Origin of the sequence: Pantoea sp. B566, from assembly GCF_024793925.1 — a bacterium.
Classification (GTDB): Bacteria; Pseudomonadota; Gammaproteobacteria; order Enterobacterales; family Enterobacteriaceae; genus Pantoea; species Pantoea ananatis.
Window position 1 is genome coordinate 1,130,125 of the sequence record NZ_JANUQL010000003.1, and the last position, 17,987, is coordinate 1,148,111.

The 17,987-nt window shown below is 51.1% G+C and carries 15 protein-coding genes, 1 tRNA gene and 1 pseudogene; 12 read left to right on the forward strand and 5 right to left on the reverse strand.

The window, feature by feature from the left end; all coding sequences use genetic code 11:
- Positions 1-49 precede the first annotated feature (49 nt).
- From NYE92_RS06965 to yejF, 4 genes are read left to right on the forward strand one after another with little or no spacing between them, the layout of a single operon-like run.
- On the forward strand, positions 50-1,858 hold the full coding sequence (locus NYE92_RS06965; RefSeq protein WP_028715361.1) for an extracellular solute-binding protein: 1,809 nt from the start codon (positions 50-52) through the stop codon (positions 1,856-1,858).
- Between the two features lie 11 nt (positions 1,859-1,869).
- Entirely contained in the window at positions 1,870-2,964 is a 1,095-nt protein-coding gene (locus tag NYE92_RS06970) for a microcin C ABC transporter permease YejB (RefSeq protein WP_015699894.1), read from the forward strand.
- Positions 2,964-3,986, forward strand: a complete 1,023-nt coding sequence (locus NYE92_RS06975; RefSeq protein ID WP_014605409.1) for an ABC transporter permease — start codon at positions 2,964-2,966, stop codon at positions 3,984-3,986. The genes NYE92_RS06970 and NYE92_RS06975 overlap by 1 nt, the downstream gene beginning before the upstream one ends.
- Entirely contained in the window at positions 3,987-5,591 is a 1,605-nt protein-coding gene (gene yejF, locus NYE92_RS06980; protein WP_064374095.1) for a microcin C ABC transporter ATP-binding protein YejF, read from the forward strand. It begins immediately after the preceding gene.
- Here yejF and NYE92_RS06985 read toward each other — a convergent pair.
- From NYE92_RS06985 to rsuA, 3 genes are all read right to left on the reverse strand, one after another.
- Positions 5,578-5,898, reverse strand: a complete 321-nt coding sequence (locus NYE92_RS06985; RefSeq protein ID WP_013026453.1) for a hypothetical protein — start codon at positions 5,896-5,898, stop codon at positions 5,578-5,580. The two genes, yejF and NYE92_RS06985, sit on opposite strands and share 14 nt — an antisense overlap.
- A gap of 265 nt (positions 5,899-6,163) precedes the next feature.
- Entirely contained in the window at positions 6,164-7,360 is a 1,197-nt protein-coding gene (locus NYE92_RS06990) for a Bcr/CflA family multidrug efflux MFS transporter (protein WP_013026454.1), read from the reverse strand.
- An 11-nt stretch (positions 7,361-7,371) separates the two neighbouring features.
- A complete protein-coding gene (rsuA, locus tag NYE92_RS06995) occupies positions 7,372-8,091 on the reverse strand; it encodes a 16S rRNA pseudouridine(516) synthase RsuA (RefSeq protein ID WP_013026455.1) in 720 nt (239 codons plus the stop codon).
- A gap of 155 nt (positions 8,092-8,246) precedes the next feature.
- On the opposite strand from rsuA, the gene NYE92_RS07000 reads away from it, so the two are divergent.
- Positions 8,247-10,001: a DEAD/DEAH box helicase gene (locus tag NYE92_RS07000; protein WP_028715363.1), complete on the forward strand. Its 1,755-nt coding sequence runs from the start codon at positions 8,247-8,249 to the stop codon at positions 9,999-10,001.
- A gap of 131 nt (positions 10,002-10,132) precedes the next feature.
- Positions 10,133-10,417 carry a 50S ribosomal protein L25 gene (gene rplY / locus NYE92_RS07005; RefSeq protein ID WP_013026457.1) on the forward strand — a complete coding sequence of 95 codons (285 nt, stop codon included), beginning with the start codon at positions 10,133-10,135 and terminating at the stop codon, positions 10,415-10,417.
- A gap of 92 nt (positions 10,418-10,509) precedes the next feature.
- Here rplY and yejK read toward each other — a convergent pair whose 3' ends face one another.
- On the reverse strand, positions 10,510-11,514 hold the full coding sequence (gene yejK / locus NYE92_RS07010) for a nucleoid-associated protein YejK (RefSeq protein WP_014594136.1): 1,005 nt from the start codon (positions 11,512-11,514) through the stop codon (positions 10,510-10,512).
- 158 nt (positions 11,515-11,672) lie between these two features.
- On the opposite strand from yejK, the gene NYE92_RS07015 reads away from it, so the two are divergent.
- From NYE92_RS07015 to NYE92_RS07040, 6 genes and pseudogenes are all read left to right on the forward strand, one after another.
- Entirely contained in the window at positions 11,673-11,897 is a 225-nt protein-coding gene (locus tag NYE92_RS07015) for a YejL family protein (protein WP_013026459.1), read from the forward strand.
- Positions 11,898-11,919: 22 nt separating this feature from the next.
- Complete coding sequence (gene yejM / locus NYE92_RS07020) at positions 11,920-13,674, forward strand: LPS biosynthesis-modulating metalloenzyme YejM (protein WP_028715364.1); 1,755 nt, start codon at positions 11,920-11,922, stop codon at positions 13,672-13,674.
- A 73-nt stretch (positions 13,675-13,747) separates the two neighbouring features.
- Positions 13,748-13,824 (forward strand) — tRNA-Pro (locus tag NYE92_RS07025).
- 214 nt (positions 13,825-14,038) lie between these two features.
- Positions 14,039-15,271, forward strand: coding sequence for an integrase domain-containing protein (locus NYE92_RS07030; protein WP_089528696.1), 1,233 nt, complete (start codon positions 14,039-14,041; stop codon positions 15,269-15,271).
- Between the two features lie 57 nt (positions 15,272-15,328).
- Positions 15,329-15,739, forward strand: a complete 411-nt coding sequence (locus NYE92_RS07035; protein ID WP_089528695.1) for a hypothetical protein — start codon at positions 15,329-15,331, stop codon at positions 15,737-15,739.
- Positions 15,740-15,932: 193 nt separating this feature from the next.
- A pseudogene (locus NYE92_RS07040) lies at positions 15,933-16,066 on the forward strand (integrase); the annotation flags it as partial.
- 275 nt (positions 16,067-16,341) lie between these two features.
- On the opposite strand, the gene NYE92_RS07045 reads toward NYE92_RS07040, so the two are convergent.
- Positions 16,342-17,061 carry a hypothetical protein gene (locus NYE92_RS07045; protein WP_259018778.1) on the reverse strand — a complete coding sequence of 240 codons (720 nt, stop codon included), beginning with the start codon at positions 17,059-17,061 and terminating at the stop codon, positions 16,342-16,344.
- Positions 17,062-17,987: the final 926 nt, after the last annotated feature.

Here is a 17,987-nt window from a genome sequence, read left to right on the forward strand (position 1 = left end):
CGTAGATTATCGCTACGGTGCAAGACACTCACAGGAGAGAACATCCCTTATGCAGCTCCGCTTCGCCCTTCTGCTGCTGTGTAGCTTGCTTACCCTTCCGCTGCACGCTTCCCCGGTTCAGACCAGCTACGCGTTTGCTCAGGTTGGAACGCCAAAGTATGCGCAAGACTTCAGTCACTACGACTATGTGAATCCTGCCGCGCCCAAGGGCGGCAAGATCGTCTTGTCCGTCATTGGCACTTACGACAATTTCAACCGCTATGCCTCACGTGGCAATCCCGGTGCCGGTACCGGGCCCCTGTATGACAGCTTATTCACGACGTCGGACGATGAAACCAGCAGTTATTACCCCCTCATTGCGGAATCTGCTCGTCATCCCGTGGATTTCAGCTGGATGGACGTTACCCTTAATCCCCGCGCCCGGTTCCAGGATGGTTCACCCATTACGGCGGAGGATGTGGCCTTTACCTTCCAAAAGTTTATGACTGAAGGGGTTCCGCAGTTTCGGATATTTTATCGCGGCGTCACGGTCACCGCCCTCAACCGCCAGACCGTGCGTATTAGGTTACCGGCCCCGGATAAAGACCTGATGCTGGGATTGCTGACGCTACCGGTGATCTCCCAAACCTTTTGGCAGACGAGAAAATTTAACGAGCCGCTCAGCCAGCCCCCCTTGTCGAGTGGGCCTTATCGCATCAGTAAGTGGAAGCTGGGCCAGTTTATTGAATTCAGTCGCGTAAACGATTACTGGGCGGCGGATTTGCCGGTTAACCGTGGCCGGTTCAATTTTGATGTAATGCGTTACGACTATTACCTGGACGACAACGTGGCATTTGAGGCATTCAAAGCCGGGGCCTTTGATCTGCGGGAAGAGACGTCGGCAAAGAAATGGGCCACGCAGTATCTGGGGCGTCATTTCGACGATCGACAGATCGTGAAAGAAACCACACCGAATACCGCCTCAATTGATACGCGCTGGCTGGCGCTGAATAATGAAAAAGCCCTGTTTAGCGATCGTCGGGTCCGGCAGGCGATGGCGCTGGCTTTCGATTTTGAATGGATGAATAAAACGCTTTTCTATCAGGCTTTTAAGCGCACAGACAGCTATTTTCAGAATACCCACTATGCCGCACGGGGCCTGCCCGATGCCGCGCAGCTGCGCATTCTGACGCCGTTCGCAGCACAGTTACCGCCTGAAGTCTTCAGTGAAACCTATGTGCCGCCACAAACTGACGGCAGCGGCTACGATCGCACCAACCTGCTCAAGGCAATGTCCCTGCTGAATAAGGCGGGCTGGCACATCAGGAATCAGCGCCTGATTAATGATAAAACCGGGCAGCCCTTTAGCGCAGAGCTGCTGCTGCCCGCAGGCGCAAACAGTGAATGGGCGCTTCCTTATCAACATAATCTGGCGCGGCTGGGTATCACGTTAACGCTACGCCAGATTGACAGCTCGCAGTACCTGCGCCGCCTGCGCAGCGGTGATTATGATATGGTCAGTAATATTTATCATGCGATGCCAACCCCCTCACGCAGTCTGCAGGCCAACTGGCAATCGGACTATATTCAGTCCTCCTGGAACACGGCCAGGGTCAAGGACCCCGTTGTCGATAGCGTTGTGAAACAGATCATCGCCCATCAGGACGATGCGGACGCCTTGCTGCCGTTGGGCCGGGCGCTGGACCGTATTTTACTGTGGAATGCGTATATGATCCCGATGTGGTACAACGCCGAGCAGCGACTTGCCTTTTGGGACAAATTTTCCCATCCTGCGGTTAAACCTGCCTACAGCACAGGTCTGGATAACTGGTGGTATGACGTGAATAAAGCCGGGCGACTGCCGGCCGACAAACGCTGAGGAGAGGCAGGTTGGCAAGTTACTTTTTACGTAGACTGTTACTGATTATTCCTACCTTGTGGGCCATCATTACGCTCAACTTTTTTATTGTACAAATTGCGCCAGGCGGCCCGGTCGATCAGGCGCTGGCGAATATCCAGTTTGGCCAGACCAGCGGGCTGCCTGGTGCGGGCAGCGGTGAAGGCGGTGGCACCCAGGCCAGCCTGCATCGCGTCACGCCAGGGGATAATCAATACCGCGGCGCGCGCGGCCTGGACCCGGAGGTCATCGCAGAAATTGAGCGACGTTACGGCTTCGATAAACCTATCGGGGAGCGCTATCTCACCATGCTGTGGAACTATCTGCGCTTTGACTTTGGCGACAGCCTGTTTCGCAGTGCTTCCGTATTGCAGTTAATCAAACAGAGCCTGCCCGTCTCTGTCAGCCTTGGCCTGTGGAGTACCTTAATTATCTACCTGGTCTCCATCCCGCTGGGCATTAGAAAGGCGGTGCGTAACGGCAGTACCTTTGATGTCTGGAGCAGCACCTTCATCATTATTGGCTACTCCATTCCGGCGTTTCTGTTTGGCATTATGTTGATTGTTCTGTTTGCCGGCGGCAGCTATTTTGACTGGTTTCCCCTGCGCGGTCTGACGTCTCCACAGTTTGATTCGCTGCCCTGGTACGCCAGGGTAACCGATTATCTCTGGCACATTGCGCTACCGGTACTGGCGACGGTGATTGGCGGTTTTGCCACCTTAACTATGCTGACCAAAAATGCATTTCTGGATGAGATTCGCAAACAGTATGTGGTCACCGCCCGGGCTAAAGGCCTCTCAGAGCGGCGCATTCTCTACCATCATGTGTTTCGCAACGCGATGCTGCTGGTGATCGCCAGCTTTCCCGCCACCTTTATCAGCATGTTTTTTACCAGTTCGGTATTGATTGAGGTGATGTTCTCTCTTAATGGCCTGGGCCTGCTGGGTTTTGATGCGACGATCCAGCGCGATTATCCCGTGATGTTTGGCACCCTGTATATTTTCACCCTGATAGGTTTGCTGATGAATATCCTGAGTGATTTGACCTATACCCTGGTGGATCCCCGTATTGATTTTGAGGGCCGGTGATGCGTCTTTCTCCCTTGAATCAGCAGCGCTGGCAGCGCTTTCGTCATCACCGCCGTGGCTACTGGTCGCTGTGGATTTTTCTGTCTGTCTTTATGCTTTCCCTGTGCGCGGAATTCATTGCCAATGATAAACCGCTGCTGGTGCATTATCAGCAGCGCTGGTACGCTCCGCTGTTTTTTAACTATAGCGAAAGCGATTATGGTGGCCCGTTTGCCACGGCAGCGGATTATCAGGATCCCTGGTTGCAACAGCGCATTGAAAATCACGGCTGGGCGCTTTGGGCACCCATCCGTTTCGGTGCCAACAGTATTAATTTCGCTTCTCAGGTGCCCTTCCCTTCGCCGCCCTCCCGGCAGAACTGGCTGGGCACGGATGCCAACGGCGGCGATGTTATGGCGCGTCTGTTATATGGTCTGCGCATTTCACTCCTGTTTGGGGTGCTGCTGACGCTGTTTTCCAGCGTGATTGGGATCGTCATCGGTGCCATACAAGGCTACTTTGGCGGCAAGGTGGACCTGATAGGTCAACGCCTGATTGAGGTCTGGTCCGGGATGCCCTCGCTGTTTTTGCTGATCTTACTTTCCAGCGTGATTCAGCCCAGCTTCTGGTGGCTGCTGCTGGTTACCGTGCTGTTTGGCTGGATGAGTTTGGTCAGCGTCGTACGTGCCGAGTTTCTGCGTACCCGTAACTTTGACTATATTCGGGCCGCGCAGGCGCTGGGCGTCAGTGACGGACGTATTATGCTGCGTCATATCCTGCCCAACGCCATGGTGGCAACCCTGACCTTTCTGCCTTTTATCCTGTGTGGCTCTATCACCACCTTAACCTCGCTCGATTTTCTCGGGTTTGGTCTGCCCATCGGCTCTCCCTCTCTGGGAGAGCTGCTGCTGCAGGGGAAAAATAACCTGCAGGCCCCCTGGCTGGGTTTATCGGGCTTTTTTACGCTGGCGATTCTGCTGTCGCTGCTCATTTTCATTGGCGAAGCCGTGCGCGACGCCTTTGATCCCAGTAAAGGAGTCTGAATGAGCACCCCGCTGCTTGCTGTTAACCATCTCTCCGTCGCCTTTCGTCAGGGCAAACAGCTGTATCAGGTGGTGGACGATGTCTCGCTGCGTATAGAGGCAGGAGAAACCCTGGCCCTGGTGGGCGAATCCGGTTCCGGAAAAAGCGTTACCGCCCTGTCGATCATGCGGCTGCTGCACGCGTCCGCCGTCGCCTATCCTCAGGGCGAAATTCTGCTGGCAGGCGAAGACCTGCTCAAGGCGTCGGCGCAACGACTCCGCGGCCTGCGGGGTAATCAGATGGCGATGATTTTTCAGGAACCCATGGTGTCACTCAACCCTTTGCACAGTATTGAAAAGCAGCTATATGAAGTGCTTTCTCTACATCGCGGCATGCGACGCGAGCCCGCGCGAGCGGAAATCCTGCGCTGCCTCGATCGCGTGGGTATTCGCCAGCCGGCCTCCCGCCTGAACGCTTTTCCACATCAGCTCTCCGGGGGCGAGCGCCAGCGTGTGATGATCGCGATGGCCCTGCTGACCCAGCCGAGGCTGCTGATTGCCGATGAACCGACCACCGCGCTTGATGTCACCGTTCAGGCGCAGATCCTTGGCCTGCTGCGCGAACTGCAACAGGAACTGAATATGGGCATGCTGTTTATTACCCATAACCTGAAGATTGTTCGCCAACTGGCAGACAGCGTCAGCGTGATGCGCTCTGGTCGGGTGGTTGAGCATAACGCCGGCCAGCGCCTGCTAACACAGCCTCAGCACGCCTACACGAAACAGTTGCTGGCGGCCGATCCGGAAGGTCGTGCCGTGCCGCTCCCTGCGGATACGCCGGTTATTCTTAAGGTGGACAACCTGCGCGTCAGTTTTCCCCTGCGTCAGGGCCTGTTTAAACGTAAAACAGGCGAAAAAATTGCAGTAGAGAATCTTAGCTTTAGCCTGAAACGAGGCGAAAGTCTGGGGTTGGTAGGCGAGTCAGGCTCAGGAAAAAGCACCACCGGTATGGCGTTGTTGCGTCTTATTGCCGCTCAGGGGGAGGTCTGGTTTGACAATCAGCCGCTGCATCAGCTGTCGAGAAAAGCGCTGTTGCCGCTGCGTCGCCGCATTCAGGTCGTTTTTCAGGATCCTAATTCTGCGCTGAATCCCCGAATGACGGTTCAGCAGATCGTTGCCGAAGGTCTGGCTGTGCATTATCCACACCTGAGTGCCGCACAACAGGACGAACGGGTTAAAGCGGTCATGACCGAGGTCGGGCTGGACGCGGAAAGCCGCCATCGCTATCCAACTGCGTTTTCCGGCGGTCAGCGTCAGCGAATCGCTATTGCGCGCGCCCTGATTCTTGAACCGGAGCTGCTGATACTGGATGAGCCAACCTCCTCACTCGACCGCTCCGTACAAAAACAGATTCTGACGCTGCTACGGGGATTACAGCAGCAGCGTCAGCTGAGTTATCTGTTTATCAGTCACGATTTGGAAGTGGTGCGCTCGCTCTGCCATCAGCTCATCGTACTGCGTCAGGGCGAGGTCGTTGAACAAGGCGACTGTGAGACACTCTTTGCCACACCTGCACAGGCTTATACCCGCGAGCTGCTCGGCTCCGTTTCGCTCAGTGACCGATGAAGGTTTCCGCAATCGCCACGCCCTGATTTTTCAGGCAGCAGTTCGTGGCGCTCTCATCACAACGGCGGATAAAAAGGCAGGGCTGCCCTTCGCACTCGGCGATTTTGCCGTCAACCTGAATGGCGGCCAGCATGTCTTTCAGTTCCCGCAGAATCTCCCATGCCGGAACACCATCATGGCTTATCAGCCGGAGCGCAATAACGTCATGCTCTTCTGAGCCCGCATCGTCGGTTTCAATCACGGCATGACGATCGCTAATCCAGCGAAACCGCTGCGGCAGGCGATGCACAACCGAAAGTTGCAACATAATGATCCCTATCTCCAGAGAATGAAGCGCAATTCACAACCAATGATGTCAGCCTGCAGAGTGGGTAAAGTCTGCTTAACGCGCCGATCCGCAATCGCCCGGTAGAGCAAATTTGCGAGTTAAATCTCACTTTGGGCTATATGTACCGCGTTTAATGATAACTAACAATCATTTTAGTCCCAATACGATTACTTTATTTGCTATTTTTTTTCACAAATAAGAAACATTTTTGACTAAGCGGAAAAAGAGGATGGCAGACGCCCGCTTAGCGAGCGACGGTACGCGGACGTGAGGCGTAGAGAAATAACGAAACGGAGATTGTCGCGCACAGTGCAATGGTTCCCACCATGGGCCAGGCACTGTTGAAGCTGAACAGGGAGAGCAGCGCCCCCGCCAGCGCACCCACGCCAAAACGCAAGGTGCCCGCCAGAGAAGAGGCCGTACCGGCCATATGCGGAAACTCATCAAGGATAACCGCCATAGCATTTGACGACACCATCGACACGCAGCCGATGAACATTGCAATGCCTAATACCAGCGGCAGGAACCCCAGATCGAAAGCGCTGACGATCAACAGCCAGATGCCCATAGCAAACTGCACCAACAATCCGAAGCGAAACAGGACCACGGGGCCAAAACGGCGCACTGCCCGGCTGTTAATCAGCGTCATGATGAACAAAAACACAATATTCAGACCGAAGTAGTAGCCAAAACTCTGCGGTGAAATGTGATTCAGTTCGATGTAAACAAAGGGGCCAGCGTTGAGAAAGGTAAACAGCCCCGCAAACGAGAATCCGCTCGATAACATATAGCTGAACGCGCGCTTGTGGCGAAACAGGATAACGAAGTTACCTAGCGTGGTGCGCAGGTGAAAGCGCTGTCGCTGCTCAGGTTTAAGGGTTTCGCGAATCTGGGTTGCCACCAGCACAGTGGTGATAACCGCCGCTATCGACAGCGTCCAGAAAATGGCGTGCCAGCTCCAGACTAACAGCAGCCAGCCGCCGATGATGGGCGCCAGCAGCGGTGCGATGGTGGTAATCAACATGACGAACGACATCATGCGTGAGAAGTCTTCTTTCGAGTAACTGTCACGCATCAACGCATTGATCACGACGCTGGCCGCCGCTGCCGCCAGACCGTGTAAAAAACGCATCGCAATCAGTTGTTCAATCGACTGCGAAAGTGCGCAGGCTGCCGCTGCGCAGGCAAATATCAGGGTGCCGAGCGTAATCACCGGCTTGCGGCCATAGCTGTCGGCGAGCGGACCGTAGATCAACTGACCGATGGCAAAACCCAGGATATAAAGATTGAGCGTCATCTGAACGCTACCGGCGGACACGGCAAACTGGCGCGCAATTTGTGGCATTGCAGGCAGATACATATCTATCGACAGCGGCATCAACATCGCTAACAGGCCGAGGATGACGACCAGCCCCATTGGCGAATTCTTTTCCTTACGCACCAGGTTTCTCGCTATTTTTGTTTAAGTTCATCCGGTAAGCCAATGCTGGCTATCTCTTCTTCCGTTAACGGGCGGTATTCACCCGGTTCCAGCGCCTCGTCCAGCACAATCTCACCAATGCGCTCGCGGTGCAGGCCAACGACCCGGTTACCCACGGCTGCAAACATGCGTTTGACCTGGTGATAGCGGCCTTCGCTCAAGGTCAGCAGCACTTCCGTGGGGGTGATGACCTCAAGCTGAGCGGGTTTAGTCAGGCTTTTTTCATTATGCAGCTGCACCCCGGCGCTGAACTGTGCGGCCGTGTCATCGCTCACCGGCGCTTCCAGCGTTACCCGATAAGTTTTCTCACAATGGTGGCGCGGTGAGGTAATGCGATGTGACCACTGACCGTCGTCCGTCAGCAGGACTAAACCGGTGGTATCAATATCCAGCCGACCTGCGGCATGCAGCTTAAACGCCATCGGTTCTTCAATGAAATAGACGATGGTGGGATGATCGGGATCGTCCGTTGAGCAGACATAGCCCTGAGGTTTGTTCAGCATAAAGTAGCGCGGCCCGGTCTGCATCTGCAATACATTGCCGTCATACTCAACCTCATGATCGGGCTGGAGTTTGAAAGCGGTGTCGCGCACCACATCACCGTTAACGGTAACACGTTGACCACGGATTTCACGTGCGGCGATGGCACGGCTGATTTCCAGTTGCTGAGAGATGAATTTGTCGAGTCGCATGAATTCGTTTTGCCTGTTACTGCGGAGGGAAACTAAAACGGCATTTTTAACCGTTGAAAAAGTAGGGGAAGTATAGCCTGATCTGCGCCTCGCTGACAGCGCGTTTATTGTGGATTCGTGGCATAATTGCGGCAGGTTTTACAAAAGTGAACAGCATGTCTTTTACCTTACGCCCTTATCAACAGGAAGCGGTCGATGCCACCCTCGCCCACTTCCGTCGTCATCCTGAACCTGCCGTGATCGTTCTGCCCACCGGGGCCGGAAAAAGCCTGGTGATCGCCGAGCTGGCGCGCCTGGCTCGAGGTCGGGTGCTGGTGCTGGCGCACGTTAAAGAGCTGGTGGCGCAAAATCACAGCAAGTATCAGGCTTACGGACTTGAGGCTGACATCTTTGCGGCAGGATTGCAGCGCAAAGAAAGCCAGCGGAAAGTCGTGTTCGGTAGCGTCCAGTCTGTTGCACGTAATCTCAGCCTGTTTGACCGCGCCTTTTCGCTGGTGATTGTTGATGAGTGCCACCGCATTGGTGATGACAAAGCGAGCCAGTATCAGCAAATTTTCAATCACCTGCGCCAGCATAATCCTCAGTTGCGTCTGCTCGGCCTGACCGCAACACCGTTTCGCCTGGGCAAAGGCTGGATCTACCGTTTTCATTATCACGGTATGGTTCGGGGCGACGAGCAGGCCCTGTTTCGCGACTGCATCTATGAACTGCCCCTGCGCTATATGATCAAGCATCAGTTTCTGGTGCCGCCGGAACGGCTGGATATGCCGGTGGTTCAGTATGATTTCAGCCGCCTCACCGCTCAGGCAAATGGTCTGTTCAACGAAGCCGACCTGAATCGGGAACTCAAACAGCAGCAGCGGGTGACGCCCCATATTATCCAGCAGATTGTGGAATTTGCCGAGGATCGCCACGGCGTGATGATTTTTGCCGCCACCGTCGAACACGCGCGCGAAATTTTGGGCCTGCTGCCTGAAAACAGCGCGCTGGTGTCGGCAGAAACTCACGCGAAAGATCGGGATGCGCTAATCGCGGCGTTTAAAGCCCAGCAGCTTAAGTTTCTGGTCAACGTTGCGGTGCTAACCACCGGCTTCGATGCGCCGCATGTGGATCTGATCGCGATCCTGCGCCCTACCGAGTCAGTCAGCCTGTATCAACAGATTGTCGGGCGCGGTCTGCGCCTGTCGCCCGGCAAAAAAGACTGCCTGATTCTGGACTATGCCGGTAATCCTCACGATCTGTTTACGCCTGAAGTGGGCGCACCGAAAGGGAAAAGTGACAATCAGCCCGTGCAGGTATTTTGCCCGGCCTGCGGCTTCGCCAATACCTTCTGGGGCAAGGCCACGAGCGATGGCATGGTGATTGAGCACTTTGGCCGACGTTGTCAGGGCGTACTGGAAGACGACGACGGCGGGCGCGAGCAGTGTGACTACCGCTTTCGGTTTAAGAACTGCCCGGCGTGCAACGCGGAAAACGACATCGCCGCGCGCCGCTGCCGCGAATGCGACAAGATTCTGGTCGATCCTGACGATATGCTTAAAGCCGCGCTGAAGCTGAAAGATGCGCGCGTTCTGCGCTGCGGCGGCATGACGCTGGAACAGGGCCGCGACGACAAAGGCGAATGGTTGAAAGCCACCTATTTCGATGAAGACGGCACCAGCGTCAGTGAGCGGTTTCGTCTGCAAACGCCCGCACAGCGCAAGGCGTTTGAGCACCTGTTTATGCGCCCGCATCAGCGCGCGCCCGGCGTGCCGCTGGGCTGGCAAACCGCCGCCGATGTGCTGGCCCTGCAGCCTCTTCTGCGCCATCCCGATTTTGTGGTGGCCCGTGCCAAAGGCCAGTTCTGGCAGATTCGCGAAAAGCTGTTTGACTACCAGGGGCGCTTTCGCCGCGCTAACGAACTGCGCTAAGCCTTATTAGCGTTTGCCCCTGTAGGGGATTACCGCTATAATGCCGCCCGCTTTTGCATGTGCATAAGCGGTGTTGAATAACCCTTCTGTTACTGGGTCGCCTGTAGCAGAAATCATAAAGAGACGTATTAATGTTCACTATCAATGCAGTAGAACGTAAAGAGCAGGGTAAGGGTGCGAGCCGCCGCCTGCGCGCAGCAAACCGCTTCCCGGCCATCATTTATGGTGGTTCAGAAGCCGCTGTTGCTATCGACCTCGACCACGACCAGGTGATGAACCTGCAAACCAAGCCAGGCTTCTACGAAGAAGTGCTGACTCTGGTGGTTGACGGTAAAGAAACCAAAGTTAAAGTGCAGGCTGTTCAGCGTCATCCGTTCAAGCCAAAACTGCACCACATCGACTTCGTTCGCGCTTAATCGCCGAATGCGTTGAAAGTAGAAGGGCCGGTTGCGAAACCGGCCCTTTTATTTTGCCTGTTATCCGCCAGAACGCCGGATCGGGCAGATGCTTATTTACTGCTGGTGCGGCGTTGCAGCTGCTCACGCAGGTTAGGCGGTGTTCCTTTGATGGTCAGCGTATCGGTGACCGGATCCCAGAAAATGCGCTCGCCAAGCAACAGGGCATCGAAGTTCAGGGTCAGCCCCCCACCGCTACCGGCAAACTTGGTTAACTGACGTAACGTACTGCGATCTGCCGGGAAATGCTCTTCCAAGTCATAGCCCTGCTCCTGAGTAAAGGCTTCAAACGTCTTTTCACCCAGTGGCGGCAGCTCACCTGATAACGCTTTCAGCGCGATCTCTTCCCCAGCCTGAAGCTGTTCATTACAGTAGCTGTAAACCTGCTGACGGTAGTTTTGTCGTTCATTCTTATCCAGATTCGACTCGTCACAATAGTCATCTACCGCCTGTAACAGCCCCCGGTTCTGCGCCTTGGCATCCAGTCCGACTTCCGCCCCCAGAAAATCCATGAAGAAATCAGAAACTTTTCGCCCTACCCGTCCACGCAGGAAGGTGAGGTAGCGCGTCGATTCAGGGCTGGTTTCCCACTCGGTAAGATCGATTCGTGCCACAATATCGGCGTGATTGATATCCAGATAGTGGGTACTGCTGATATCCATCTGTTCGTTGACGCGCATACTCGACTGGCTGTTTAACACCGCCACCAGCAAGTATTCTACCGCCAGATAGCGGTACTGGATAAACAGCACTACGCCGCCTTCGGCGAAAGGATATTTTGCCAGTTCATCACGCAGGCGTCCGGTAGCAGCCCGGCTAAAAGCGAGAAAATCATCGTTACCCTTGCGGCAGTTGCGCAGTGCATCTGCCAGTTCGCTTTCAGCATTAAACAGCCCGTAAGCTTTACTTTTTGCACTGTATACACGGTGCAGCTCTTCCACCATCGCCTCGACGGTATTGGTGGCCGGCAGTAACGAATCACGAAGCACCAGCTCTAACTGATTTTCATCACGTTTGATTAACTGGTGCAAGGCAATCTGGTCGATATCCAGACTCATGGTAAACTCTCCTAATAGCACAGGCGCGTATTCAAACACCGCCAGCAGCAGCTTTCAACTCCATGCACAACCCGAACACCGCGCTTTCGATAAATTTGCGGAAAAAAGTGCGCTGTTCCGGTACTATATCGCCTTTTGAGACGAGATAAGTTTTCGCTATGCCACAATCATCCCGTTACAGCGACCAACGCGTTGAACAACTCCTCGCGGAAATGGCGCAGGTTTTGCAAAAAGACCAGGCGCCAACCGACCTTTCCCTGATGGTACTGGGGAACATGGTAACCAATCTGATCAACAGCGATGTTGCTCCCGCGCAACGCCGCTCTCTGGCCCGTTCTTTTGCTGATGCCCTGCAGGCGTCGGTAGACGACAGCGCCCATTAATTCGCTAATCTGACGTCAAACTATGGTAACCAACCGACAGCGCTACCGCGAAAAAGTCTCCCAGATGATTAGCTGGGGACACTGGTTTGCCCTGTTCAATATCTTTTTCGCGCTCATTCTGGGTAGCCGCTATCTGTTGGTTGCCGACTGGCCTGCTTCACTGGCTGGGCGCATTTATGCGTACAGCAGCTGGATTGGTCACTTCAGCTTTATTGTATTTGCCGTTTATCTGCTGATTATCTTCCCGCTGACGTTTGTGGTGATGTCGCAACGTCTGATGCGGGTGATTTCGACGGTGGTCGCGACCGCCGGTTTGACACTGCTGATGGTCGACAGCGCCGTCTTTAACCGTTTCCATTTACACCTTAATCCGGTGGTGTGGGAACTGGTGATTAACCCCGATCAAAGTGAGATGGCGCGCGACTGGCAGCTGATGTTTATCGGCGTGCCGCTCATTTTTCTGGTGGAGATTCTGTTTGCCACCTGGAGCTGGCAGAAGCTGCGTAGCCTAAACCGCCGTTCGTTTGGTAAGCCGCTGGCCGCCCTTTTTATCAGCGCCTTTTTTGCCAGTCATTTGATGTATATCTGGGCGGACGCTAATTTTTATCGCCCGATCACGATGCAACGTGCGAATCTGCCCCTTTCTTATCCGATGACCGCCCGTCGCTTTCTTGAGCGTCACGGCTTGCTGGATGCGCAGGAATATCAGCGCCGTCTGGTGCAGCAAGGCGATCCTGAGGCTGCGGCAGTGCAGTATCCGCTCAGCGATATCACCTTTGCGGACAAAGGCTCACGCGATAACCTGTTGGTCATTACGGTGGATGGTCTGAACAATGCCAGTGCCGATAACGCCCTGCCGGCGTTGAACCAGTTTGCCAGCCAGAACGTGCGCTTTACCCAGCATTTCAGCGCCGGGGACAACGCAGAAAAAGGCCTGTTTGGCCTGTTCTACGGCATCTCCCCGAGTTATATGAACGGTGTTCTGGCACAGCGGACGCCGTCTGCCCTGCTTACTGCACTGAGCACCCAGGGCTATCAGTTTGGCCTGTTCTCGTCAGAGGGTTTTAGTCAGCCGCTATATCGTCAGGCGCTGCTGTCCGACTACTCTCTGCCCCCCAGCGAGGAGCAGCCCAATGCCAGCACCGTTTCACAATGGCAAAGCTGGCTGAGTGCCCAAAAAGGCGATGGTACGCCCTGGTTCTCCTGGGTGGCGCTGAACGGCCCAACGGTAAGCGGTGATAACGACAAAGCACGTCAGCGAAGCTATATGCGGCAGGCTCCTGCCCTCAATGAACAGATTCAGGCCATCCTTACCACACTGCAACAACGTGACTTACTGAAAAACACCGTGGTGGTCATTACCGCTCAGCATGGTGTGGCGCTGGATGGCAATCCGGACAACGAAGGCAATCGCCAGACCTTGCAGGTGCCACTGGTTATTCACTGGCCGGACACGCCCGCGCAGACGGTGACTCGGCTTTCCGATCATCAGGACGTGATGGTGACCCTGATGCAGCGCCTGCTGCATGTGCGCACTAATCCGGTCAACTATGCTCAAGGCGAAGATCTGTTTGCTGCTCAGCGTCGTCATGACTGGGTCACCAGTAGCGAAGATAATAAGCTGGTCATTACCACGCCTAAAATCACGTTGGTGCTGAACAATAACGGCAGCTACCGTGCTTACGACGCCAGTGGAAATGTACTGAAAGATCACAAACCGGAACTCGCGCTCTTGTTGCAGGTGCTCACAGAAGAGAAACGTTTTATCGCTAACTGATTAATAATGAGGCAGTTAGTTGCCTGATCGCTTGCATTCGTGCAGAGAATCAGTAGACTAGCTTTCCAAAGTTCGGCACGTAGCGCAGCCTGGTAGCGCACTGTCATGGGGTGTCAGGGGTCGGAGGTTCAAATCCTCTCGTGCCGACCAAATTATCCCAACGTTTTGTCTGGTGAAGTCCAGAGAGAACCATAAAAAACAGTTTAAACAGTAGGTTGTTGAAACCTGCTGTTTTTCTGTTGTCTAGTGAAATCCTGATTGATACAGTGGAATCCACCTGATTTAGGCATACCCATGGGCATACGTTTTTAAGACTGCCTTTTGATATGCCTAAGCCTTCCGAGGAACAGAATGGAGACTGCCCATGGCAAGACAGACCAAGCCCTTAAACAATACCGAAGTGAAGAACGCCAAAGCTGCTGGGCGAGCATTGGTTCTTTATGACGGGGATGGTCTGGAACTGCAGGTTACTCCCGGAGGCTCAAAACTCTGGCGGTTTCGTTATTACAAACCCTTCACTCGTAAACGGGCCATGATTAGCTTTGGTTCATACCCTTCCGTTTCGCTTTCTGAAGCCCGCCAAAATCGTGAATCAGCCCGCGCTCTTCTCAGCAAAGACGTCGACCCTCAAGAGCACAAAAAAGCAGAGCAACTTCGTCAGAAGAGTGTGAGTGAAAGTACGTTTGAAAAAGTTGCAGCTGAGTGGTTTAAGACCAAAGAGGCAGCAGGATTAACAACTCACACTCTTAACGATATCTGGCGTTCAATGAGTAAATATGTGTTCCCACATATTGGCTCTATGCCTATTTCCAGCATTACAGCCCAACAGTTTATTGGATCCCTTAGCCCAACTCATGCTGCAGGCAGACTCGAAACTGTTAAAAGGTTGAGTCAGCGTATTAATGAGGTTATGGATTACGCTTTGAACTCTGGCTTAGTCACTTCAAACCCAGCGGCAAAAATCGGTAAGACGTTCCATAAGCCAAAAGTAAAACATCGCCCCGCCCTCTTACCTGAACAGCTACCTCTGCTTATGAAGAAGCTCGCATTTGCGAGCATTGGCAGACAGACGCGCTGTCTTATCGAATGGCAGCTCCTTACAATGACACGACCGGCAGAAGCTGCGATGACACGCTGGGATGAGATCAACTTCGAGACAAAGGAATGGCACATTCCTGCTGGTCGCATGAAGATGAAACGTATGCATATTGTACCGCTGTCTGAGCAGGCTCTTGCTGTGCTAGAAGTTATGAAGCCAATCAGCCAGCACAGACAACACGTTTTTCCCGGTTACCGTAACCCTCTTGAACCAATGAACAGTCAGACAGCAAACATGGCGTTAAAGCGCATGGGCTTCAAAGATATCCTTGTAGCGCATGGTATGAGATCCATAGCTTCAACTGTTCTCAACGAGAAGGGATTTCAACCTGACGTCATTGAAGCTGCACTCGCTCACATTGATACCAATGAGGTCAGGAGAGCTTACAACCGTTCTCAGTATCTTGATCAACGAAAAGAAATGATGGCTTGGTGGGGAAAGCATGTTGATTTTGCGGCAAGCGGGTGCCTAAGCGTCACAGCTCTTTTTGAATATTAAAGAAATAATTAATTATGAAAGTTATTAGCTAAAATCGAGTTTAGGAAGAAAAATATCATGGATACTTTTATAAAAATTTTGGAAAAATTTAGTACACGCCCAATACTCTACGTTTTTGGAGGGTTATCGACATGCTCAATTTTTCAAAAAACAACAGCATTACAAGAACCTTCGACAACGAATATATCAAAATTACTTGCTGGAATGGTAATCGCGTGTTTAATATTCCTTACAATTGAAAAGTTAATCAATAAATTCAATGAGACTCTTCAATCAAACGATACCGCCGACATAGGCCCTATTTTAGGCTCTGCAGCGCTTGCTGTTTATTTAGTATTCACGCTTCATTACCTTGGCAACTCTATTAACCCTCTAAACACCACCTTATTGATAAAACCAGGATTTATTTATTCCACCACTTTATTACTATTCTCATTAGAGATGTTTAAACTAAACCGATTCGGATAGAATAGCGGTGATATAAAAGCCTCAAATTCGTCTATTCTATTAATTATGTCCAACTAACCCATTTGCATGAAAAGCTATCATGTAAACATTATCACAATAGGATTCGGGTGAGAGTTTACAGCTCGCGGCATGAGTTCTATAGAAAGAACAGCAGCAGAATACGGCAAGTTAAAAATTGAATCTGCTGAAGTTAAGAGACGCCGTAGAGAAACAAATAAGCCATCAAGAGCGAAATAGCGTTTGGGAAACTTACATCCATAAACCAGAATGTTTAGAAGAGCGAAACTCATTTTGCAATGGTGGGCTGACTATCTGGATAGCCTGTAGGGTGAGAACGCTAACGCCATAAAAACTTTCTAAAAAGCCATGTATTAATTTCTAAAATCACTTGGGTTAAAATGGGGATAACCCTAATGATTCGAACATTCTGATTAGCATCATATTTCATTATCACTTTATGTGTTCTATTGAAACAACACTCCTTAAAACATATTTAATACCAAGCAGTTAAAATTCAGTGTATTGTTAAAAACACTAATATTTTATATATTAGTGTTAAAATAAAAGCATCTTACATCATGCAAGATAAAGACTCAGAAGAATTACTGATCGTTTGAATTTTTTTGACGATGTGCACGGAAGCGTTCTTCAAAAAAAACAATTATACCAGGATAGTGCTTCCTATTAAGCGAGTAATTCTTATTACCTAATTTAGGGAAAACATAAGCATAGTTAGCATTTTTCACAGGGTTCTCAGAAAAAATATGATGGCTGCTTAACCAATCGTTGACAGCTTTCTCTACTTTTACAGGACATACCTCATTATCACCAACCTCTTCGTTAAGAACTTCATTTACTGGTATATAGGGAACAATAAATGTTACAGCAAATCGACGATACGCTTCCTTTTTACTCAAGTATCCAGAATCCTCCCAAGCCCTTCGCATCGCACGAGCAATATAAGTATTGCCATCGGAACGAGACCCAATAGACTGCACAGTTTGCTTTGCTTCAATTGCAAAACTACTGTTTGGGGACTGAACAAACAAATCACAACGACCATGGCGCAGAGACCCGCTATCAACCCCAGGTACAAGAGTGCGGTAACGCTTCATCGTAGAAAACTCTTCCAAAGCGAGCCAATTTTTCAGCGTCCATGCGGCACCAGCTAAAACACTTAGCGAAGCCCTTTCATTATACCACCATGGGTTATCATACTCATTAGTTGAGGTATAACGTATGATGGCATTAATCCAAGCATTTAGAAGGTTTTGTAACTCATCATCACTTTTATAAACCTGAATTGCTTCAATAGTTTTCACTTATTTTAAGCCTTGCATCTAAAAATAAACGATATTTTTTTATTTAAAAAACCAAAATCGATATGAAATATTATTTATATGGTTAACAAAAGGTCAATAAGCAACCACCTCTTCTTGTGAAATTTGAAATGCAAGCTTTATGGCTTAACTGACCACTAAACGTGAAAGTTGTGTGCAGTCACCTCAGCTAAAAAATAAAATCGGGATACTCATATACTGGGGAAGGTCTCCAGGAAGATTACCAAAATAATTTTCAGGAAGAGCATTTTTATTAATGCAACTAAGATAACTGGATTCAATGCGATAAAAAAATTGATTTTAACGATTTCTCTCTAACCACTACATTTACATATTAATAGGCATAACTCACTCCTGAACGAAAAAAATCAACCTAACAAAAGAACATAAATTTCATCAATAAATAATAAGTTAGGCCTTGGTTAAAAAATCCACATAATCATCTAAATTTTTATTATACTTTAAACAAAAAAAGCCCCGCAAGGCTTTTAATTGTTACTAGTTAGAAATTACTAAGGTTTGGAATTTTTACTAGGTTTTACCTTTGGGTTGTTTCCCGGAGTTTTTTTGTTATCACGTTGACGCTGATCAGGTTGTCCTGTTGAATCAGCAATTCGTTTCGGACCAGGCTTAAGTGCCATAGAAATTCTCCTGTGAATGTTTGAAAGGGAATCCTCCTGTTCAAAATATGATCAATAGTTGGCTGTATCAAGAAATCTTTTGACAAACTGATAGGGATTTGATCAAGGTCTAATTTTTAAGAGTTCATAGCAAGATGAACATAGATACAACTAATGCTAAATCTCGTTCTGACCGAGATACTATCTGAGTGTCGTATTGCCTGGCTTGAATGGAGGTTTACACTCGAATCCAGCCGGGTTTAGACACATAATCTGAGTAGTGAATAA